Annotated in this window: 22 protein-coding genes; 16 read left to right on the top strand and 6 right to left on the bottom strand. The window is 52.0% G+C overall.

Going from position 1 to position 22,264, the window contains the following annotated elements:
- The first annotated feature begins 83 nt into the window (after window positions 1-83).
- The 14 genes from dksA to ACOTXC_RS18875 all read left to right on the top strand — a co-directional run bounded on the left by dksA (window position 84) and on the right by ACOTXC_RS18875 (window position 12,957).
- Window positions 84-539, top strand: a complete 456-nt coding sequence (gene dksA / locus ACOTXC_RS18940; protein WP_001155232.1) for an RNA polymerase-binding protein DksA — start codon at window positions 84-86, stop codon at window positions 537-539.
- 59 nt (window positions 540-598) lie between these two features.
- A complete protein-coding gene (gluQRS, locus tag ACOTXC_RS18935; protein WP_022647088.1) occupies window positions 599-1,489 on the top strand; it encodes a tRNA glutamyl-Q(34) synthetase GluQRS in 891 nt (296 codons plus the stop codon).
- 42 nt (window positions 1,490-1,531) lie between these two features.
- Window positions 1,532-2,929: a polynucleotide adenylyltransferase PcnB gene (gene pcnB / locus ACOTXC_RS18930; RefSeq protein WP_071785222.1), complete on the top strand. Its 1,398-nt coding sequence runs from the start codon at window positions 1,532-1,534 to the stop codon at window positions 2,927-2,929.
- A complete protein-coding gene (gene folK / locus ACOTXC_RS18925) occupies window positions 2,926-3,405 on the top strand; it encodes a 2-amino-4-hydroxy-6-hydroxymethyldihydropteridine diphosphokinase (protein WP_023305457.1) in 480 nt (159 codons plus the stop codon). Before pcnB ends, folK begins: the two co-directional genes overlap by 4 nt.
- Before the next feature lie 123 nt (window positions 3,406-3,528).
- Entirely contained in the window at window positions 3,529-4,320 is a 792-nt protein-coding gene (gene panB / locus ACOTXC_RS18920; protein WP_022647086.1) for a 3-methyl-2-oxobutanoate hydroxymethyltransferase, read from the top strand.
- Between the two features lie 11 nt (window positions 4,321-4,331).
- Complete coding sequence (gene panC / locus ACOTXC_RS18915) at window positions 4,332-5,183, top strand: pantoate--beta-alanine ligase (protein ID WP_022647085.1); 852 nt, start codon at window positions 4,332-4,334, stop codon at window positions 5,181-5,183.
- Window positions 5,184-5,214: 31 nt separating this feature from the next.
- Entirely contained in the window at window positions 5,215-5,595 is a 381-nt protein-coding gene (gene panD / locus ACOTXC_RS18910) for an aspartate 1-decarboxylase (RefSeq protein ID WP_421767903.1), read from the top strand.
- Window positions 5,596-5,919: 324 nt separating this feature from the next.
- Window positions 5,920-6,531 (top strand): fimbrial protein, encoded by a 612-nt coding sequence (locus ACOTXC_RS18905; protein WP_023299349.1) that lies wholly within the window; start codon window positions 5,920-5,922, stop codon window positions 6,529-6,531.
- 85 nt (window positions 6,532-6,616) lie between these two features.
- Window positions 6,617-7,360 carry a fimbrial chaperone gene (locus ACOTXC_RS18900; RefSeq protein ID WP_022647082.1) on the top strand — a complete coding sequence of 248 codons (744 nt, stop codon included), beginning with the start codon at window positions 6,617-6,619 and terminating at the stop codon, window positions 7,358-7,360.
- Window positions 7,361-7,441: 81 nt separating this feature from the next.
- The gene (locus tag ACOTXC_RS18895; protein WP_421767902.1) at window positions 7,442-10,036 is read left to right on the top strand and encodes an outer membrane usher protein; all 2,595 of its coding nucleotides are present in this window, start codon (window positions 7,442-7,444) and stop codon (window positions 10,034-10,036) included.
- A 38-nt stretch (window positions 10,037-10,074) separates the two neighbouring features.
- Window positions 10,075-10,644, top strand: a complete 570-nt coding sequence (locus tag ACOTXC_RS18890) for a fimbrial protein (RefSeq protein ID WP_126291421.1) — start codon at window positions 10,075-10,077, stop codon at window positions 10,642-10,644.
- Window positions 10,645-10,670: 26 nt separating this feature from the next.
- Window positions 10,671-11,234: a hypothetical protein gene (locus ACOTXC_RS18885; protein WP_023299346.1), complete on the top strand. Its 564-nt coding sequence runs from the start codon at window positions 10,671-10,673 to the stop codon at window positions 11,232-11,234.
- 14 nt (window positions 11,235-11,248) lie between these two features.
- Window positions 11,249-11,851 carry a fimbrial-like protein gene (locus tag ACOTXC_RS18880; RefSeq protein ID WP_022647078.1) on the top strand — a complete coding sequence of 201 codons (603 nt, stop codon included), beginning with the start codon at window positions 11,249-11,251 and terminating at the stop codon, window positions 11,849-11,851.
- A gap of 20 nt (window positions 11,852-11,871) precedes the next feature.
- Window positions 11,872-12,957, top strand: a complete 1,086-nt coding sequence (locus ACOTXC_RS18875) for a fimbrial protein (RefSeq protein ID WP_421767901.1) — start codon at window positions 11,872-11,874, stop codon at window positions 12,955-12,957.
- A 3-nt stretch (window positions 12,958-12,960) separates the two neighbouring features.
- Here ACOTXC_RS18875 and ACOTXC_RS18870 read toward each other — a convergent pair whose 3' ends face one another.
- The 4 genes from ACOTXC_RS18870 to ACOTXC_RS18855 form a co-directional block, all read right to left on the bottom strand.
- Window positions 12,961-14,208 (bottom strand): polysaccharide deacetylase family protein, encoded by a 1,248-nt coding sequence (locus ACOTXC_RS18870; RefSeq protein WP_032670914.1) that lies wholly within the window; start codon window positions 14,206-14,208, stop codon window positions 12,961-12,963.
- Window positions 14,209-14,271: 63 nt separating this feature from the next.
- The gene (locus tag ACOTXC_RS18865; protein ID WP_022647075.1) at window positions 14,272-14,712 is read right to left on the bottom strand and encodes a PTS sugar transporter subunit IIA; all 441 of its coding nucleotides are present in this window, start codon (window positions 14,710-14,712) and stop codon (window positions 14,272-14,274) included.
- 105 nt (window positions 14,713-14,817) lie between these two features.
- Window positions 14,818-15,588: an ABC transporter permease gene (locus tag ACOTXC_RS18860; RefSeq protein WP_022647074.1), complete on the bottom strand. Its 771-nt coding sequence runs from the start codon at window positions 15,586-15,588 to the stop codon at window positions 14,818-14,820.
- Complete coding sequence (locus ACOTXC_RS18855; protein ID WP_003856300.1) at window positions 15,585-16,511, bottom strand: ABC transporter ATP-binding protein; 927 nt, start codon at window positions 16,509-16,511, stop codon at window positions 15,585-15,587. Before ACOTXC_RS18855 ends, ACOTXC_RS18860 begins: the two co-directional genes overlap by 4 nt.
- 107 nt (window positions 16,512-16,618) lie before the next feature.
- Here ACOTXC_RS18855 and can point away from each other — a divergent pair, with 107 nt between their 5' ends.
- Window positions 16,619-17,281, top strand: a complete 663-nt coding sequence (gene can, locus ACOTXC_RS18850) for a carbonate dehydratase (protein ID WP_003856301.1) — start codon at window positions 16,619-16,621, stop codon at window positions 17,279-17,281.
- A gap of 64 nt (window positions 17,282-17,345) precedes the next feature.
- Here can and hpt read toward each other — a convergent pair whose 3' ends face one another.
- Window positions 17,346-17,882, bottom strand: a complete 537-nt coding sequence (gene hpt, locus ACOTXC_RS18845) for a hypoxanthine phosphoribosyltransferase (RefSeq protein ID WP_193547995.1) — start codon at window positions 17,880-17,882, stop codon at window positions 17,346-17,348.
- A 206-nt stretch (window positions 17,883-18,088) separates the two neighbouring features.
- Here hpt and ACOTXC_RS18840 point away from each other — a divergent pair, with 206 nt between their 5' ends.
- On the top strand, window positions 18,089-20,479 hold the full coding sequence (locus ACOTXC_RS18840; protein ID WP_063146435.1) for a glucose/quinate/shikimate family membrane-bound PQQ-dependent dehydrogenase: 2,391 nt from the start codon (window positions 18,089-18,091) through the stop codon (window positions 20,477-20,479).
- 86 nt (window positions 20,480-20,565) lie between these two features.
- Here ACOTXC_RS18840 and cueO read toward each other — a convergent pair whose 3' ends face one another.
- The gene (gene cueO / locus ACOTXC_RS18835; RefSeq protein WP_421767900.1) at window positions 20,566-22,125 is read right to left on the bottom strand and encodes a multicopper oxidase CueO; all 1,560 of its coding nucleotides are present in this window, start codon (window positions 22,123-22,125) and stop codon (window positions 20,566-20,568) included.
- Window positions 22,126-22,264: the final 139 nt, after the last annotated feature.

The following is a 22,264-nucleotide window of genomic DNA, read 5'->3' as shown; positions in this document are numbered from 1 at the left end:
ATACGGAAAAGCATCTGCTATTTATAGCGACCTGATTTTTCCCCCAACACGGGGATCGATAGTGCGTGTTAAGGAGAAGCAACATGCAAGAAGGGCAAAACCGTAAAACATCGTCCCTGAGTATTCTCGCCATCGCTGGGGTGGAGCCGTATCAAGAGAAGCCGGGCGAAGAGTATATGAACGAAGCCCAGCTGTCGCACTTCAAGCGTATTCTTGAAGCATGGCGTAATCAACTCAGGGATGAAGTCGATCGCACCGTTACACATATGCAGGATGAAGCTGCTAACTTCCCGGATCCGGTCGACCGTGCCGCTCAGGAAGAAGAGTTCAGCCTCGAACTGCGTAACCGTGACCGCGAGCGCAAACTGATCAAAAAGATCGAGAAAACGCTGAAAAAGGTCGAGGACGAAGATTTTGGCTACTGCGAATCCTGCGGTGTTGAAATCGGTATTCGTCGTCTGGAAGCGCGTCCAACAGCCGATCTGTGCATCGACTGTAAAACGCTGGCAGAAATCCGCGAAAAACAGATGGCTGGCTAACGCCTTCCCTCTCACTACTCTGCTAAGGCGGGAGTTTCTCCCGCCTTGTTACCGTTGATATGTCTGAATCTCACTATATCGGGCGCTTTGCGCCATCTCCCTCCGGTGAATTACACTTCGGCTCATTAATTGCCGCGCTCGGCAGCTACCTACAGGCTCGCGCCCGTCAGGGTAAATGGCTGGTTCGCATTGAAGATATCGATCCTCCGCGTGAAGTTCCCGGTGCGGCAGAAACTATTCTGCGTCAGCTGGAACATTACGGTCTTCACTGGGACGGCGACGTACTCTGGCAGTCTCAACGCCATGATGCCTACCGTGAACGTCTGGCGTGGCTTGCTGAACAGGGCCTTTCCTATAACTGCACCTGCACGCGTGCGCGAATTCAGAGCGTGGGTGGCGTTTACGACGGCCACTGCCGTACGCGGCACAACGGCCCTGAGAATGCCGCCGTACGGCTGATACAGCGCGCTCCGGTGACGCAGTTTACCGATGTCCTCTCAGGAACCATTCAGGCGGATGATCGTCTGGCGCGTGAAGATTTTATTATTCACCGTCGCGATGGCTTGTTTGCCTATAACCTGGCGGTGGTTGTCGATGACCATTTCCAGGGCGTCACGGAAATCGTGCGTGGGGCGGATTTGGTTGAGCCTACCGTGCGGCAAATATCGCTTTACCAGCAGTTTGGCTGGACGGTGCCGGATTACATCCATCTGCCGCTGGCGGTCAATGAACAGGGGAGTAAGCTGTCAAAACAGAATCATGCCCCGGCGCTGCCTGACGGCGATCCGCGCCCGGTATTGATCGACGCGCTGCGATTTCTCAACCAGAATGTAACGCAGGAATGGCAGGATCTGAGTCTGGATGAATTGTTGAAAACGGCCATTGCTGACTGGACGCTTATGGCCGTGCCAAAAATCCAGCATTCTCAAATGCGTTGCGCTGAGCTATGATTAGCCGCTTTTTTGATAACAAAACACACTACGAGGTGTACTATTTTTACCCGAGTCGCTAATTTTTGCCGTAAAGTGCTGAGCCGCGAAGAGAGCATGGCGAATGATGCTATTGCACAGCCACACATGTCGGTCATTCCGCGTGAGCAGCACAATATTTCCCGCAAAGATATCAGTGAAAATGCCCTCAAGGTGCTCTATCGTCTGAATAAAGCAGGCTACGAGGCCTATCTCGTCGGCGGCGGGGTGCGCGATTTACTGCTGGGCAAAAAACCAAAAGATTTCGACGTGACGACCAGCGCCACGCCTGAACAGGTGCGTAAATTATTCCGCAACTGCCGTCTGGTTGGTCGCCGTTTCCGTCTGGCGCACGTGATGTTTGGACCGGAAATTATTGAAGTGGCGACCTTCCGCGGTCACCACGAAGCGGGCGTCAACGATCGCACAACTTCCCAGCGCGGCCAAAACGGCATGCTGCTGCGCGACAACATCTTCGGCTCTATTGAAGAAGATGCTCAGCGTCGCGATTTCACCATCAACAGCCTTTACTACAGCGTGGCGGATTTTACCGTGCGCGATTACGTCGGCGGTATGCAGGATCTGAAAGACGGCCTGATTCGCCTGATCGGCACGCCGGAAACGCGCTATCGCGAAGATCCGGTCCGAATGCTGCGCGCCGTGCGTTTCGCCGCCAAGCTAAACATGCGTATCAGCCCGGAAACCGCAGAGCCGATCCCGCGCCTGGCGACGCTGATTAACGACGTCCCCCCTGCCCGTCTGTTTGAGGAGTCGTTAAAGCTGCTCCAGGCAGGCTACGGGTTTGAAACCTACAATTTGCTGCGTGAATACAACCTGTTCCAGCCGCTGTTCCCGACCATTACCCGCTACTTCACCGAAAACGGTGACAGCGCAATGGAGCGGATGATTGCACAGGTTCTGAAGAACACGGATACCCGTATTCATAACGATATGCGCGTGAATCCGGCGTTCCTGTTCGCGGCCATGTTCTGGTATCCGCTGCTGGAAACGGCGCAGCGCATTACCCAGGAGAGCGGCCTCGCCTATTATGATGCGTTCGCGCTGGCGGCAAACGACGTGCTGGACGAAGGCTGTCGCACGCTGGCGATCCCGAAACGTATTACCACGCTGGTGCGTGATATCTGGCAGCTTCAGCTGCGTATGTCCCGCCGTCAGGGTAAACGTGCCTGGAAACTGATGGAGCATCCTAAGTTCCGCGCCGCGTTCGATTTGCTCTCTCTGCGTGCTGAAGTCGAAAGAAACCAGGAGCTACAGCGTCTGGCGCAGTGGTGGGGAGAATTTCAGGTCTCTGCACCACCGGAGCAAAAAGATATGCTCACGGATCTCGATGACGAGCCGGCACCGCGCCGTCGTCACCGTCGCCCGCGCAAGCGCGCGCCGCGTCGTGAAGGCACAGCATGACCCTTGCGTATATTGCCATCGGCAGCAATCTGGCCTCTCCGCTTGAGCAGGTTAACGCTGCCGTTCAGGCGCTGGGGGAGATCCCGCAAAGCCATATCGTGGCGGTCTCCTCCTTTTACCGTACGCCCCCGCTCGGCCCGCAGGATCAGCCTGATTATCTGAACGCCGCCGTGGTGCTGGAAACAGCCCTTGACGCAGAAACGCTGCTGGATAATACCCAGCGTATTGAGCTACAGCAGGGTCGCGTACGTAAAGCCGAACGCTGGGGACCGCGCACGCTCGACCTCGATATTATGCTTTTCGGCCACAAGGTGATTAACACCGAGCGCCTCACCGTTCCGCACTATGACATGAAAAACCGTGCGTTTATGCTCTGGCCACTGTTTGAAGTCGCCCCCGATCTCACCTTCCCTGACGGCACCTCGCTGAACGCCGTTCTGCAAAGCCTCAACGCGGAAAAACCGGTCCGCTGGTAATCCCGTGTCACCCCCGATTAGCCATGTGTTAAATATGGTTAATCGATTGCCTAAAATCATTGTTCCCTCGAATGTTACTGTTAGAATGCGCAAAGATCCGCTTTTGGGCCATCAGGAAACAGTATGAAACCAACTACCATCTCCTTATTGCAGAAATGCAAGCAGGAAAAGAAACGCTTCGCCACTATCACCGCGTATGACTACAGCTTCGCAAAACTGTTTGCCGAAGAAGGGATCAACGTCATGCTGGTCGGAGACTCGTTAGGGATGACGGTACAAGGACATGATTCTACTCTGCCGGTCACGGTCGAGGATATTGCTTACCATACCCGCGCCGTGCGCCGGGGTGCGCCCGCCTGCCTGCTACTTTCCGATCTGCCGTTTATGGCGTATGCCACCCCGGAACAGGCCTTTGAAAATGCGGCAACTGTGATGCGCGCCGGCGCCAATATGGTCAAAATCGAAGGCGGCGACTGGCTGGTCGATACGGTGAAAATGCTCACCGAACGGGCCGTGCCAGTTTGCGGGCACTTAGGGCTGACGCCGCAGTCCGTTAATATCTTTGGCGGTTATAAAGTTCAGGGGCGTGGCGATGCGGCGCAGACGCTGTTTGATGATGCCCTGGCGCTGGAAGCCGCTGGTGCACAGCTGCTGGTGCTGGAGTGTGTGCCGGTTGAGCTGGCTAAGCGTATCACTGAGGCGCTGTCGATTCCGGTGATCGGCATCGGCGCGGGCAACGTCACCGATGGCCAGATTCTGGTCATGCACGACGCCTTCGGGATCACCGGCGGTCACATTCCAAAATTTGCTAAAAATTTCCTGACAGAAGCAGGCGACATGCGTGCTGCTGTGCGGCAGTATATTGCCGAGGTTGAGTCCGGCGTTTATCCGGGCGAAGAACACAGTTTCCATTAAGGAGTCCAGGTGTGCTAATCATAGAAACTCTGCCGCTGCTGCGCCAGCATATCCGCCGTGCACGTCAGGAAGGTAAACGTATCGCCCTCGTCCCGACCATGGGCAATCTGCACGACGGCCATATGAAGCTGGTCGATGAAGCGAGAGCCCGTGCAGATATCGTGGTAGTCAGTATCTTCGTTAACCCGATGCAGTTCGATCGCGAAGACGATCTGGCGCGCTATCCACGTACCTTGCAGGAAGATTGCGAGAAGCTCAAAAAACGTCATGCGGATATCGTCTTCGCACCGGCCCCCGCAGATGTTTATCCTCAGGGTACCACTGAAGCGACCTACGTCGACGTACCGGGTATTTCGACCATGCTGGAGGGTGCCAGCCGTCCGGGCCATTTCCGCGGCGTTTCCACCATCGTCAGCAAGCTGTTTAACCTGGTGCAGCCGGACATCGCCTGCTTTGGCGAGAAAGATTTCCAGCAGCTGGCGCTGATCCGCAAAATGGTTGCCGATATGGGCTACGACATAGAGATTGTCGGCGTGCCGATTGTACGTGCGAAAGATGGCCTGGCGCTTAGCTCCCGTAACGGCTATCTGACTGCGGAACAGCGTAAAATTGCGCCAGGCTTAAGCAAAGTCATGAATACCATGGCAGAGCAACTGCTGGCAAAAGAATTAACCGCAGAAGAAATCATCGCTCTGGCTGAACAGGCGCTGAACGAGAAAGGTCTTCGTGCTGACGACGTTCAAATTCGGGATGCCGATACGCTTCTGGAACTCTCAGATACCAGCAAACGTGCGGTAATTCTGGTGGCGGCTTGGCTCGGCCAGGCCCGCCTTATCGACAACAAAGTGGTTGAACTGGCGTAGTTTTACTACCCGGAAGTGAAAGGTAAACGTAATGATTCGCAAAATGCTACAAGGTAAGCTTCACCGTGTGAAAGTCACCCAGGCCGACCTGCACTATGAAGGCTCCTGCGCGATCGACCAGGATTTTCTCGACGCGGCGGGTATTCTCGAAAACGAAGCTATTGATATCTGGAACGTTAATAACGGCAAACGCTTTTCAACGTACGCGATTGCCGCTGAACGCGGGTCTAAAATCATCTCCGTTAATGGGGCAGCGGCGCACTGCGCGGACTTGGGTGATATCGTCATTATTGCCAGCTTTGTGATGATGTCTGACGAAGAGGCACGTCGCTGGCAGCCAAAAGTGGCATACTTTGAAGGCGATAATGAAATGAAACGTATTGCGAAGGCAATTCCGGTTCAGGTTGCCTAAGCCAATAGTACTGTTATAAATTACCCGACAAATAGGTTGGGTAATTTATACATAATTAAAATGAATAGCATTCTTTTTATATATTTTTATTAATATATTCAAGTCACCCTGCCGAACACCTGCTCATCAAAATGATGAACAATTATTATCATTCACTATTAAATAATCATATTGACTTAAAGATCGTTTAAGTATTTCTAACGCCTAACGGCTTCTCACAACCATTACTCATCACTTAGAATCCTTTTCCCGAAGCATCTGTTCGGAACGAACATAAGCCTTGCTTATGTTCACTTTTCTAGCATTTAAATATGGATATAAAAAATGTCTTTTAATAAATTAGGTCTGGCAACTGTAGTAGCAATGGTTCTGAGTGCGGGTTCTGCAATGGCAGCTGATATTCCTTCAGATACAGGCACTATTACTTTCCACGGTATGGTTTCTAATAACACCTGTAAAGTATCCCTGGATCAGAAGATTGACCAGGATGGTAATGATTTTGACGTTAACCTGGATACCGTGTTTGTAAAAGACTTCGCTAATGCGCTGGGTACCACCAGCACCCTGGGAGAAAAGAAATTCTCCCTCACCCTGACAGGTTGTGATTCTGCTACCGTCAACCAGGCATCTGCTCAGTTTGATTCCTGGGCGGGTTCTTCTTCAACTTCCGGCGGTCTGCTGGTTCCACCATCAAATACTCAAGGCGCCGCTAAAAACGTCAATCTGGTACTGTCAAACGATGGCAACTCCGCTACCGATCAGATCAAACTGGATCAGACCAACAATACCCAGAAAGCAACGATTGATACCACAGGCGCAGGCGCACTTTACTACCGTGTAGCGTATACCCAGGGTCAGAACTGGGATGCGGCCAACAACCCAGTGTCAGCTGGTGTGGTTCAGGCACAAGCTGCATTCACCATGATCTACGAGTAATTTTAAGCGCATAAATAAAATGCTCATATTATCCCCTGACGTACGTCAGGGGACTATTGATATCATTCCAACAGGAAGTGGAAAAATGTTAAGCACATCATTTTATAAAGGATTTAAAGCTGCCTGCTTTACAGCTGCTGCTGTCGCGTCATTCCAGGCAAGCGCAGATATCGTTATTTCGGGAACACGTATTGTTTATCAGCAGTCGCAAAAAGATGTCATCGTTTCTTTAGACAACCGTGGCAAAAAACCACTATTAGTTCAATCATGGCTCGATGACGGTCGCGATGACACCAATCCACAGGAATTAAAACTACCGTTTATTATTACTCCACCAGTATCCCGAATTGATCCGCAAAAAGGTCAATCCGTTCGGATCTCGTACCTGGGTGGTTCATTGCCGCAAGATCGCGAATCCCTATTCTGGTTCAATGTGCTCGAGATTCCACCGAAGTCAAAAGTGAAAGACGGTGAAAATCCTAACCAGCTCCAGCTGGCATTCCGCACACGTATTAAACTCTTTTTCCGACCTGACGGCCTGAAAGGTACGCCAGGAGATGCAGCAGCCAAAGTAACGTGGTCACAACAAAAACAAGGTAATACGCTAAACCTGATCGCACACAATGATTCCCCTTACAACGTTTCTATTTCAAATGTAAAGCTGAAATCAGCAAATAAAGAGTACCAGGTTGAGCATAAATCTATTTTACCGTTTAGTACTCAAATTATGCAGGTAAAAGGTTTAGGTAGTACTGCCACCGGCACTGTTGCTTACGAAACCATTAATGACAATGGCGGCTCTGATACTTTTGAAAGCAAAGTAAATTAATAACCGCACCACCGCCACATTATAAATATAACACGTATGAATGATTCATAGCATTCATACGACGACTTGTCTGGATGAAGCATGCTATTTCAACGATCAATTTTATGTCTCGCAATCTGTGCAGCATTTCCTCTGCATGCCAGCGAGACTGAAAAAAAAGCTGTAGACACCTCATCCGAAACAGAATCGGCCATTGAATTTAATGACCAGTTCCTTATCGATAATGGTGGAGGTATCAATGTCGATCGTTATGCTTATGGCAACCCAGTTCTGCCAGGTACTTACCGTGTAAAAGTGAATTTGAATGGCAATTCAAAATCCACGGTCGAGATGACATTTATTGATAACAAAACGCCACGTGCCTCAGCATGTCTGACTAAACTCACGCTGACACAGGCAGGCGTTGATACCAGCATATTAGGCGATGATGTCAAAGACGACGAAACGTCTTGCGTAGATATCAAAAAATATTATCCCGGTGCTTCTGCAAATTTTGATAGTAGCAAGCAGGAAATGGATCTTAATTTCCCGCAAATCTACGTGCTTAAACTTCCAGCAGGGTATGTCGACCCTTCATTATGGGATAATGGTGTTCCGGCCGGATTACTCTCATACGATCTTAATACCTGGCACAGCGAGTCAAACGGCACCAATTCAGATACCGCTTATGCGGGCTTGCATTATGGCCTGAACGTGGGGCCGTGGCGTTTACGTTCTCGCGGCAGTCTGAACTGGGACAGCGATAATGGCACACATTATTCCAGCCAGGATATCTACCTCCAGCGAGACATCACACCACTTAACGCACAGATGGTAATGGGTGATTCCTACACACGCGGTGATGTCTTTGACTCGGTGAGCCTGCGTGGTGCGCGTATGTATAACGATGACCGCATGCTCCCGGAAGGCACCTCTGGCTACGCGCCAGTAATTCGTGGTGTGGCAAACAGTAACGCCAAAGTTAGCGTAACGCAAAGCGGCAATAAAATTTATGAAACCACCGTTCCACCCGGTGCTTTCGAGATCAATGACCTCAGTACAACAGGCTATGGCAATGATTTGATTGTCACTGTAGAGGAAGCCGATGGAAGTAAACGGACGTTTACCGTTCCGTTCTCCTCAGTTACACAAATGCTCCGCCCAGGCTCCAGCCGCTGGGATGTGGGTTTAGGTGAGCTGAATGATGATTCATTGCACGATAAGCCAAACGTTGGCTACGCAACTTACGCGTATGGTCTGAATAATACCTTTACCGGTTACGTGGGTGCGCAATATACGGATATGGATTTCTACGCCGGCCTGCTTGGTCTGGCTATGAATACCCGTATTGGTGCATTCGCATTAGATGTTACCGGGTCCTATGCCGATATCGACGGGCTGGACACGCTTAAAGGGCAAAGTTATCGGCTGACCTACAGCAAAATGCTTGAAGCTACTAACACATCTCTTAACGTGGCAGCTTATCGCTTCTCTACAGAAGATTATCTCAGCCTTAACGATGCCGCCTCATTGCAGGACAGTATTCATCACGAGGAATATGGCAATCGATCTTATGACAGCAATGCCGAGCTTTATGCTGATTATCAGCGTACCAAAAACCAGATACAGGTCAGCCTGAACCAGCCATTGAATGTTAACGGTGATGAATACGGCTCACTCTATATTAGCGGCACCTGGCAGGATTACTGGAATGACTCTAGCTCCACCTCCGACTACAGCGTGGGTTACAACAATAGTTTTGCTTACGGTAGCTATAGCGTTTCTGTGCAACGCACGTACAACGAAACAGGGGAAAAGGATGACAGCGTTTATTTAAACGTCAGTATTCCATTCAGCATATTCAATAAAGATAGCGCGCAGTCAGGCGGATTTAATAACGTCAACATGAGCCTGCGCACTGATTTAAAAGGCGGTACCAGTTTTAACTCTACGGCAAGCGGCAACTCCAAAAACAGTGAAGTGAGCTATTCCGTTAGCGCCTCATCAAGCGGGGGCAACTACGGCAACCTGAACCAGGTCAGTGGCTATAGCTCATGGAACAGTCCTTACGGGCCGCTCGGTGTCTCAGCGTCCTTTGGCGATGACAATAGTAAACAGTATTCCGCGAGTTATAACGGCGGAATGGTTGTTCACTCGGGTGGCGTTGTATTTACATCCGGCAGTATCGGCGAAACGGATTCACTTGCGCTGGTAAAAGCAAGTGGCGCAACGGGTGCTCGGCTGGGTTACGGCCAAAGCCGCATTAACAGCTCCGGGTACGGGATTATGCCGTATATGTCAGCCTACAGAGAAAACCGAGTATCGCTCGATATCAGCACTCTCGAAGCAGACGTTGAAATCAAAAATACCAGCGCTGTTGCCGTACCTCGCAATGGCTCCGTTGTATTAGTGAATTTTGAAACGGATGAAGGTCGTTCGCTTGTTCTGGAATTACAACGTTCTGATAACGGCTTTATTCCGTTAGGTGCAGACGTTCTGAATGAGAAAAACGAATCTATCGGAACGGTAGGCCAGGCAGGACAAGCTTATGTACGCGGTGTGGAAGACAAAGGCGCTCTCCGGGTGGTATGGGGAAGCGATGGATCCAGCTCTTGCACGGTGCATTATCAGATTCCTGAAAATGCGAAGAAAGCAGGCTTAACCACGATTCTGAGTAATCAACAGTGCCAAATGTAATGATGTTAAAACAGGGAATCACACCCATGGGAAATAATATGAAGAAAAATCATTGCGGTTATTCATTAATCGCATTAGCAATGTTAGCGATGTCAGGTTCTGCTGCGGCAGCCGATCTCAATGTTAACTTCACTGCCAATATCCGCGAAACCACTTGCGATATGAAACTGGTCGGCGGTACGGGTTCAGATACGCAGCAAACGCTGACTATCGGTAATAACGGTCAGGTACGTTTAGATGATGTCAAAGCCGGAACGGCAAATGCCAATTTCAAAATTGTGCTCGTTGAATGCCCGGCGTCGCTAACCTCGTTAAAAACAACCGTAAAAGGAACCAAATCAGGTTATTTAGCTAGCGGCCTTGTTAACCAGATTGCAAAAACTAACGGTGGCGCTGATTACTCTGCGGCTGAAATCGCCAGAGCCGATGCACCAAATACTCCTTTTATCATTAACTCAACCCTGGATTCAGAGCGCCTGGTCTGGAGTCCGACAGAAATCCAGAATAAGGAAGTTGCTCTGGTGGCCACCTTACGTGAAACACAGGAAAACAGGATGACCATTGGTGATTTTCAGGCCGTGGCGACCTTTGAATTTAGCTACGAGTGATTAGTGCAGGAAAACGGAGCAACATTATGAAATTCAATTCTACTTTTATCGCCCTGTCCGTTTCTGCTCTTCTGTTCTCGGGAATGGCAAGCGCAGCAATTACAGGCACCCCTAGTGTCGAATTAACGATTAAATCAAAAATTGTATCAGGCACATGTACCGCAAAAGTACTTAACGATGCAGGCACAGCCTCCACTGAAATTGCGTTCGGCGACGTATACAAATCCGATCTGGTGAACAAAACCCGTGTCGAGCCGCTCAAGATTAGTTTCACCAACTGTTCTGGAGTAACCAAGGCAACGGTGTCCGCTGCGAAAGGCGCTGGTGGTGAATGCAGTGGCGTCAACAAGACGGGTGATTCTTACTCTGGCGGCTTAGCAACGGGCTTTGAGATCTGGTCGGGTGTTGTCGATACTGGCGAGCTTATGAGCTGTAACACGCCTCCGGCTGCTAAGGATGTCACCATTACTGATGGTACCGGTGAATTCCCGATGAATTCCCGTATCGTTATCGGGCAAGGCCAAACCATTGCTGATGTAGGCGCGGGGGCGGTTACTGCGCCAGTCACGTTCACTATCGCTTATCCATAATACCAGGAACCAGTATGCAACAATCACCGTTTATTTTATACCAGCCCGGTCTTGTGTTGCTTATGGGCTTGGCTGGTGGCATCTTGCCTGGCGTAAGCCAGGCAAGCTCAGGATTAGACGTAAATATTACCGCTAACATTGTTAATAGCACCTGTAAGATGACCGTGGAAAATGACGGCGAAATTTATCTCCCCAATGCGATGCGCAGTTGGTTTTATAACCCGGATGGTAGCGATCGTTTTACTGCAACCGATGATGCAGGCGGTACGCCTTTTAAGATCCATGTAGATGATTGCTATGGAGACAGCGGTACGGCTAAAAAGCTGAGTTTTAGCTTTTCGCCGCAGTCGGGTTTCTGGCCAGGACAAAATCAGGTTTTCAAAAGTGATGATACCGCCGCAGGCGCGGCAAAAAATGTCGGCGTCGTCGTTTTCTCTGAAAAATATAAAAAGAATGTTTTAAACAACGACGGCACGTCAAAAATCACTTATGACGTAAGCGGTCAGGATACTGCATTTTTAACGGATTATCAGTTCTATGCCCGATATCAAAATATTGGCGTAGTGGCTGGTGGTGTCGTTACCAGTAAAGTATTGGTTGACGTCACTTACGAATAATAATCAGAACAGGAAAAAGGATGAGAATGTTCAACTTTATAAGACAGGGTTTCAACGTGAAAGGCACAATGGCGTTTGCCATGGCGAGCGCGTTATTAACCCTCAGCCACTCCTGCTGGGCAGATGAGTGCCGCATGAATAATGGAAAAGGCGGCACAACCACGCTGATCAATTCTGACTACTCAGGTGGCACCGTACGTCTTCCCCCTCCGGGTAATTATGCCAGTACTCTTTTTAACGTTAACCTGACACCAGGCATTCAGGCCGAATGTGGTATGGGGGACGATGGTTTTAACCTCGTGTCACAAACAAACCCGACCTTGCTGATGGGGAGCAGTTATGGCAGGGCTATGTTTGAAACAAATATTCCGGGTATTTATTATTCCGTAAGGGTGCACACCGCAGAAAGCACTGGAGGTATGGGTGGTTACTTCGCTATGAATACTACTGGCTGGACTACCGTTGCATCCTCAGGTAAGTCTGACCCCTGGGATAGAAAATGGATAAACACCTCAGTTCAAATTTATATTGATGAAGGTTACAGAGGCAACCCGAACAAAGAAACCGCAATCAGACCCAAACCCGGCACTCTGGGTAAAATGGCTATTGGTAATCCAGATGATACTAACAACCGACCATGGACATTTGTGGTCAACGAGGACTCATTCCAGATCCCGATCGTTCTTCCAACCTGCGATATGGCCATGCTATCGGATGGGACTAATAATGTTAACCTGGGGGAATATTATGTTTCAGACATTAAAAACAATCGGGTTAAGGATATCCCTTTTTCCATTAGCTTAAGCAATTGTACCGGTGTGGCAAATATCACAACCAAACTCACCACCTCAAAGCTAACCGGAAAAAACAATGATCTTCTTGGTAATACGCTTACGTCCGGAGCTGAGGGCGCAGGCGTGAAAATCATGTATAACGGAACCTCTCAACTTCTGCCGAACAATCCTGACTCATCCTATGTCATAACGGATTACCAAACCCCTGAATCCAAGCAAATTAATTATGTTGCTCAACTGGTAGCAAACGGAAACACAGTGAAACCGGGGTCGTTTAAAGCCACCGGCGTATTCACCCTTTCATACGACTAACCGCTATCCCTGCGGCTGATTACTGATCAGCCGCGACATCGTCTCCAGTGAATCCGTTCTTAAGATATACAAACGCTTCAACAGGAACGGATTATCCCCCGGCTTCACCTTCCCTTTCATCGTCGTCACTGCCAGATGAAAACCAGCGTCATTCGCTGCCTTTATCGCTTTATTGTCATAGCCGCCAAATGGATACGACACATACAATACGCGCGGGTTGAACTGAGCCAGTGCACGACGTGAGCGTTCAAAATCAAACAGGATCACGTGATAGCTACGGCTCAACAGGATGGGGTGTTTATAGCCATCCACGCGATGCAGGAAATGAGTGTGAGACTGAATGTCGAACACATCCTGGATGCCCTTGATTTCCTGAACGCTCATAAACTGTAGCGATTTTGGATCCCACTTCTGCGGATGGCCTTTGATTCGGGATGAAATTATAAACGCCGTCGCGTTGAAGCCATATTCTTTCAGCACCGGATACGCATAGCGGCTCACCGATTTGAGGCCATCATCAAAGGTGATCACCACCGCTTTCGCGGGCAGGTTCATCTTGTTACGCACGTACCCTTCAAGCTGGTACATCGTCAGCGTGGTGTAGCCCTGATCGCGTAACCAGGCCATCTGATTATTAAACGCACGTACGCTGGTCGTCGTGGAGGTATGTCGAAAACGGGTGTTCTCTTCATCACGCAAAATATGATGGTAGGTCAGAACCGGTAGCCCGTTATCTTCCTGCGCATCCAGGCTGCTTACCCATGCCAGACGATTACCGATACGGATCTGGAACCAGGTCTGGTTCAGGCGGTCTTTCAGCTTATTCAGAATCGGATAGCGAAGATTAGCGCTTAAGGTGCCAAAGGGCGCGCTTCCGCTGCTGGGGGCGTTATAAACCGGCGTGTCTTTCCAGGTAATGAGGTTTTGATTACTGAGCGGCTTGTTCAAGTCACCCAGGCTATCCTCAACGCGTTGTTTGCCCTGAACTTTTTCAAGGTGGTCTTTATCAATAAACCCCGTACCGAATCCGAAACGAAATTCATAGTAATCCGCCGCGGCCGGAAAGACAGCGAGGATCTGCCCGGCGCGGACATTCCCCACATTCACAACGGCATTTCCCACCTGCGCCCAGATGGCCGCATCTTCGGTGGTTTGCATATACTGAGCAGGAAGGCCTTGCTGGCTGGTCAGGCTGGCAGACGCACCACCGGAAACCACGAGCAGAAGGATAAAGATAACGCGCTTGAGCATGGAATATAAATCGACACAGAAAATCAGCCGCCATTGTAACAAAAGCGGCATCAATACCAATGTTTAATGCTTATACAGATCGTGAAGCAGAACAAAAGGCGGGTTCTTCTGCTGCTGGTGCCACAAGCTGCTCACGCCCGGCGAGCCCTGCGCCACAATGGCGTGACGAAACTCAGCGCTGCTCAACGTTGCGCGCAGCGGATACATCGCTTCGAGTAAAGGCAGGCTGATACCGGAGATTACTTCACAGTTATCGTGCTTATGGCTCATTAGGGCAGCCGCACGGTATGGCGCCGCGCCGGATCTGTCAGTGAGAAAAATCACGCCATCGCCGGTGTCGGTTTCATGCAGCGCGTCACACATCATTCGGCTGAGCATATTGGTGCTCAGCCCTCGCCAGTAATTTACCGCACGACATTGCGCCAGGGGGCCAAATCGGGCCTCCAGCTTAAGCAGCATTTCCTGTGCCTCTTCATCGTGGCAGGTGATCACCCATCCCAGCATAACGTCTCTCCTTAGCAGGCGAGTAGTTTATCCAGGTGAAGGTTAGTTTACGGTGATAACTGTCAAAGAAAGTGCCCGGCAAACAGAACGTCGCCGGGCAGAAGGTTAGCTACGCAGCCCGCGTCCGCGCTGGATCAGATACCAGCACAGCAGATAGAATGCCACGATAAACACCACCAGCACCACAACGGTGGTGAACAGCGGGACATCGGCAATGCCGAGGAAGCCAAAGCGGAAGCCGCTGATCATGTAGACAATCGGGTTCAGGTGCGACAGCGCCTGCCAGAACGGCGGCAGCAGCGTCAGGGAGTAAAACACCCCGCCCAGATAGGTCAGCGGCGTCAGCACGAAGGTCGGGATCAGGCTGATGTCATCAAACGTTTTAGCAAACACCGCGTTCAGCAGCCCGGCGAGGGAGAACAGGATCGCCGTCAGCAATAATGTGAGCGCCACGAACAGCCACGAATGCACCTGGAACGGGACGAAGAACAACGAAATCGCCGTCACCAGAATCCCCACGCACAGCCCGCGCGCTACGCCGCCGCCCACGTAACCGGCGATGATCACATGCGTTGGCACCGGGGCCACCAGCAGCTCTTCAATGTTGCGCTGGAACTTGGCGCTAAAGAACGACGACGCTACGTTCGCGTAAGCGTTGGTGATCACCGCCATCATGATCAGGCCCGGCACGATAAACTGCATATAGGTAAAACCGTGCATCTCACCAATGCGGGAGCCAATCAGGTTACCGAAAATGATGAAGTAGAGCGTCATGGTGATCACCGGCGGCACCAGGGTTTGCACCCAGATACGCATAAAGCGGTTAATCTCTTTTGCCCAGATGCTTTTCAGCGCGACCCAGTAAAGATGCGTCATGCCTTGTCTCCTTGTTTGTCGTGCACCAGAGAGACAAACAGCTCTTCCAGTCGGTTTGCTTTGTTACGCATGCTTAATACCTGAATGCCCTGCGCACTCAACTGTGAGAACACGCTGTTGATACCCTGCTCGCGCAGCACTTCTACCTCCAGCGTCGAGGTATCGACCAGGCGATAGTTGTAGCCTTCCAGTTTCGGCAGCGCGCTTTTCGCCGCCAGATCGAGGATAAAGGTCTCTGATTTGAGCTTGGAGAGCAGATTCTTCATCGAGGTGTTTTCCACCAGCTCACCGTGCTGAATGATGCCGATATTGCGGCACAGCATTTCCGCCTCTTCCAGGTAGTGCGTGGTCAGAATGATGGTGGTGCCTTTATCGTTCAGATCTTTCAGGAAGCCCCACATGGAACGACGCAGTTCAATATCCACGCCAGCAGTCGGCTCATCAAGGATAAGCAGCTTTGGCTCGTGCATCAGCGCGCGGGCAATCATCAGGCGGCGCTTCATCCCCCCGGACAACATCCGCGCGCGTTCGTTACGCTTCTCCCACAGGTCGAGCTGTTTCAGATACTTTTCGCTGCGCTCAAGCGCCTCTTTGCGCTCAACGCCATAGTAACCCGCCTGGTTAACAACAATCTGCTGTACCGTCTCAAACGGGTTGAAGTTGAACTCCTGCGGCACCAGCCCCAGCTGACGCTTGGCGTTGACCACATCTTTTTGCAGATCGTAGCCAAACACGCTGACGCGGCCGGAGGTTTTATTGACCAGCGAGCTGATGATCCCGATGGTGGTGGATTTCCCCGCCCCGTTCGGCCCCAGAAGCGCGTAGAAATCTCCCGCTTCGACTTTAAGATCTATCCCGCGCAGCGCCTGAACGCCCCCCGGGTAGGTTTTTTTGAGCTGTTCAAGCTCCAGTGCAATCGCCATGAATTCAACTTACCTTAAGTTCTGACACACGTTGTGTGGTTTCATTAAAAGTCGGGTTACCCTATAGTAGCGCAACGCAATCACTTGGTTACAGGTCGCTAACCTCCATGAACGACATAGATACACTCATCAGCAACAATGCACTATGGTCAAAAATGCTGGTGGAGGAAGACCCCGGATTTTTTGGAAAACTCGCGCAAGCGCAGAACCCGCGCTTTCTCTGGATTGGATGTTCTGACAGCCGTGTCCCCGCCGAACGTCTGACGGGTCTTGAACCTGGCGAACTGTTTGTTCACCGCAATGTGGCTAACCTGGTTATTCATACCGATCTCAACTGCCTTTCGGTTGTGCAGTACGCCGTTGACGTTCTTGAGGTTGAGCACATCATTATTTGTGGCCACTACGGCTGCGGCGGCGTGCAGGCGGCGGTCGAAAACACAGAGCTGGGGTTAATCGATAACTGGCTGCTGCACATTCGTGATATCTGGTTCAAACATAGCTCACTGCTGGGCGAAATGCCGCAGGAGCGCCGTCTCGACACCCTGTGTGAGCTGAACGTAATGGAGCAGGTCTATAACCTGGGCCACTCGACGATTATGCAGTCTGCCTGGAAACGCGGGCAGAAGGTCTCCATCCACGGCTGGGCGTACGGTATTCACGACGGTCTGCTGCGCAATCTGGAAGTGACCGCCACCAACCGCGAAACGCTGGAACAGCGTTACCGCTCGGGAATTGCCAACCTCAAGCTTAAGCATGTGAACCATAAATAACAAAGCCGGGGGTTTTCACCCTCTCCCTGTGGGAGAGGGCTGGGGTGAGGGCATCAGCCCGCAATTATTCGTCCAGAATCACTACTTTCCCAACATACGGCAGATGGCGATAACGCTGCGCGTAATCAATGCCGTAACCCACCACGAATTCGTCCGGGATGGAGAAACCAACGAACTCCACCGGCACGTGCACTTCACGGCGTTCAGGCTTATCCAGCAGGGTACAAATCGCCAGTGATTTTGGTTCACGCAGGCTCAGGATCTCACGCACTTTAGAGAGCGTGTTGCCGGAGTCGATGATGTCCTCAACAATCAACACATCTTTGCCACGAATATCTTCATCCAGATCTTTCAGGATTTTCACATCACGGGTTGTGGACATGCCGCTGCCGTAACTGGAGGCGGTCATAAAATCGACCTCGTGCGGCACCTGCACTTCACGGCACAGGTCTGCCATGAACATGAAAGAACCACGCAACAGACCGACCAGCACCATTTCGCTGCCGCTGTCCTTGTAATGTTCGGTGATTTGACGACCCAGTTCGGCGATACGCGCTTTGATCTCGGCTTCCGGGATCATCACTTCAACAGTATGTTTCATATTACTAACCAAATGATTTTAGTGAAAATCTCTCAATGCGGATGACTCTCGTTCCGGCATCGATACGCAAGCCAGCCATTATACCAGTAAATGGATAAGCCTGGCGTATGAGTTATAAAAAGCAATATTTGTGATTCCGATCACAGTTGTTAATACCTATAATTAATTGCTAGCAAATAATTAACAAAACTGACGAGTACTTTTCTATGGCTGAAACAAAAACTAAACAGCCGCGTCTACTGGTGACATTAACAGCCGCGTTTGCCGCATTCTGCGCGCTGTATTTGTTAATCGGTGGCGTATGGCTGGTCGCGATTGGCGGCTCCTGGTACTACCCGATTGCGGGTCTGGTTATGGTTGGCGTAACCGTCCTGCTTTTACGCAGAAAACAATCTGCTCTGTGGCTGTACGCAGCGTTACTGCTCGCAACCATGATCTGGGGCGTCTGGGAAGTCGGGTTCGACTTCTGGGCGTTGACGCCGCGCAGCGACATTCTGGTCTTCTTCGGTATCTGGCTGATCCTGCCGTTTGTCTGGCGTCGTCTGATCGTCCCTTCCAGTGGTGCTGTAGCCGGTCTGATCGTTGCCCTGCTGATTAGTGGCGGCATCCTGACCTGGGCCGGATTCAACGACCCGCAGGAGATCCACGGTACGCTGAACACTGAATCCACGCCGGCTGCGGCTATCTCGCAGGTGGCTGACGGCGACTGGCCAGCCTATGGTCGTAATCAGGAAGGTCAACGTTACTCCCCGCTGAAGCAGATCAACGCTGACAACGTGAAAAACCTGAAGGAAGCCTGGGTATTCCGTACCGGCGACCTGAAGATGCCAAACGATCCGGGTGAGCTGACCAACGAAGTGACCCCGATTAAAGTGGGCAACATGCTCTACCTGTGTACGGCGCACCAGCGTCTGTTCGCGCTCGACGCGGCCACCGGTAAAGAGAAATGGCACTTTGATCCACAGCTGAACTCCAACCCGTCGTTCCAGCACATCACCTGCCGCGGCGTCTCTTACCACGAAGCGCGCGCTGATAATGCCAGCCCGGAAGTCATTGCCGACTGTCCTCGCCGCATTATGCTGCCGGTGAACGATGGCCGCCTGTTTGCCATCAACGCTGAGACCGGTAAGCTGTGCGAAACCTTCGCTAACAAAGGCATTCTGAATCTTCAGACCAACATGCCGGACACTACGCCGGGTCTGTATGAGCCGACCTCCCCGCCAATCATTACCGATAAAACCATCGTGATTGCCGGTTCGGTAACGGATAACTTCTCTACCCGCGAAACCTCCGGCGTTATCCGTGGTTTCGACGTGAACACCGGTAAACTGCTGTGGGCCTTCGACCCGGGCGCGAAAGATCCCAACGCGATCCCATCGGATGAACACACCTTTACCTTTAACTCACCGAACTCCTGGGCACCGGCAGCGTATGACGCGAAGCTGGACCTGGTTTACCTGCCGATGGGCGTGACCACGCCGGATATCTGGGGCGGTAACCGTACGCCGGAGCAGGAACGTTACGCCAGCTCCATCGTGGCGCTGAACGCAACGACCGGTAAACTGGCATGGAGCTACCAGACCGTTCACCACGATCTGTGGGATATGGATATGCCGTCCCAGCCGACGCTGGCGGACATTACCGTTAACGGTAAAACCGTTCCGGTGATTTACGCCCCGGCCAAAACCGGCAACATCTTCGTGCTGGATCGCAGCAACGGTAAGCTGGTTGTTCCTGCGCCGGAAAAACCGGTTCCGCAGGGCGCGGCTAAAGGCGACTACGTTACCAAAACGCAGCCGTTCTCTGATCTGAGTTTCCGTCCGGAGAAAGACCTCAGCGGTGCAGACATGTGGGGTGCCACGATGTTTGACCAGCTGGTATGCCGCGTGATGTTCCACCAGCTGCGCTATGAAGGCATCTTCACGCCGCCGTCAGAGCAGGGCACGCTGGTCTTCCCGGGTAACCTGGGGATGTTCGAGTGGGGTGGGATCTCCGTTGACCCTAACCGTCAGGTCGCCATCGCTAACCCAATGGCGCTGCCGTTCGTTTCCCGTCTGATCCCACGCGGTCCGGGTAACCCAATGGAGCAGCCTAAAGATGCGAAAGGCAGCGGTACCGAAGCCGGTATCCAGCCGCAGTATGGCGTTCCTTATGGTGTGACCCTGAATCCGTTCCTTTCTCCGTTCGGTCTGCCGTGTAAACAGCCTGCCTGGGGTTACATCTCCGGTCTGGATCTGAAGACCAACAAGATCGTCTGGAAGAAACGTATTGGTACGCCACAGGACAGCATGCCGTTCCCGATGCCTGTTCCAGTGCCGTTCAATATGGGTATGCCAATGCTGGGTGGCCCAATCTCCACCGCCGGTAACGTGCTGTTCATCGCGGCAACCGCAGATAACTACCTGCGCGCGTACAACATGACCAACGGTGAAAAACTGTGGCAAGGCCGTCTGCCAGCCGGTGGACAGGCTACGCCGATGACCTATGAAGTGAATGGCAAGCAGTACGTTGTCATCTCCGCAGGTGGTCACGGTTCGTTTGGCACGAAGATGGGCGACTATATTGTCGCGTATGCACTGCCTGACGACGCTAAGTAATGAAAAAGCCCGGTGGCGCTAACGCATACCGGGCTTTCGGGTGTCCTATGTAGGCCGGGTAAGGCGAAGCCGCCACCCGGCTTTTTTTATACGGTAAAGCCCAGCATCATCCCCGTATCTTCATGCTCCAGCAGATGGCAGTGGGCCATATAGGCAAACTCTTTCGGCGCTTCGTGATCGAACTTCACCAGCACCTCGCTGACACCGCCTTCCACCCTCACCGTATCTTTCCAGCCCCGGCGATGCGCGTCCGGCGCTTTACCGTTCTCAGAGAGAATACGGAACTGCGTGCCGTGGATATGGAACGGGTGCAGCATCATGTCGCCTTCGCCTGAAATTACCCAGCGTTCAAACTGCCCTTTCGTGGCGGCGAACATGGGCGTGTTCATATCGAACGCTTTGCCGTTGATGCGGTTGGCGTTGTGGAAATCGAAACCATGGCCGCCGTGATCCATGCCGCCCATTTTACCGTGGTCCATATTCATATGGCCCATCATCTGGCCGTGGTGCATTCCCGCCATGGCCTGATTGCCGTACTTCTTCATCAGCGCCTGCATGCCCATCATGTCGAGCATCGGGTCCATGGAGAGCTGAAGTTTACGCTGCGTAAGCCCGTCCAGCGACGGGAGTGTGGGTAGCGTGGTGAGGGCGTCCGGCAGCGTACCGGAAGCGGCGATCTGTAGCGGCTGAATGCGCAGGACCGGATGGGGTTTATCAAACGGCGCAACGGCCATCCCCATCTGGCTGACCGGCAGAGTCACCAGGTCAAACGCTTTGCCATCGCTGATATCCACCAGCACCTCGAAGCGCTCGCCCATCAGCATCGGCAGCTCGCTCACCTTCACCGGTTCCGGCAGCAGGCCGCCGTCGCTTGCCACCACATACAGCGGGCGTTTATCGCTGGTGGCGAAGTTCAGCGAGCGGGCGTTACAGCCATTTAGCAGGCGTAAACGCAGCCAGCCTTTTGGCGCGGCATGCTGCGGGTAGATTGCGCCGTTGGTCAGCAGCGTATCGCCAAACCAGCCTACCGCCGCGCTCATTACGTCCAGCTGATAGTCAATTTGCCCGTCAGCGCTGAATTTTTTGTCCTGCACAATCACCGGGACATCGTCGATCCCCCACTGTTTTGGCAGGCGCAGCAGGCGGCTTTCATCGTCTTCAATCAGCACCAGACCGGCCAGCCCCATCGCCACCTGATGGCCCGTTTTGCCATGCTGATGCGGGTGGAACCAGCAGGTCGCCGCACGCTGGTCAGGAGTAAAGGTGACGCTGCGTTTACCACCAGGCCTGATGACGCCCTGAGGCCCCCCATCCACTTCGCCCGGGACTTCCAGCCCATGCCAGTGCAGCGTGGTCTCTTGCGTAAGCGTGTTATGAATGTCTACCGTCACCGCCTTCCCTTTGCGTAACTGCAACGCAGGGCCGAGCAAATTGCCGTTATAACCCCACGTCGTGGCGGCGTGCTGACCGAACGTGGTTTTACCGGCCTGCACCACAAGCTGAATGCGGCTGCGGGCATCTGCGGCGAGTAATTCAGGTATGGGTAAAGCAGGTCTGTCGGCGGCAAAAACGGCGCGGCTCCAGAGCGGTAACGCGCTGGCAACCCCCAGCGCGGCAGAAAATTTTAAAAAATCACGACGTTGCATGTGCATTTCCTTATTTCCAGCAGGCGATCTTTTGAGCATAAACCCTCCCCTTACCGGAAGGTCAAGCACGGCGGCAATAATAAAGATCGTCGGCCTGGCATCAAGTATGCTAACGTTAATTTTCCGTGATGCAGTGGTA

It is taken from the genome of Enterobacter cloacae complex sp. IR5428, from assembly GCF_049238585.1.
In the GTDB taxonomy this organism is placed as follows: Bacteria; Pseudomonadota; Gammaproteobacteria; order Enterobacterales; family Enterobacteriaceae; genus Enterobacter; species Enterobacter intestinihominis.
This window is presented reverse-complemented; position numbering and strand designations above follow the sequence as displayed.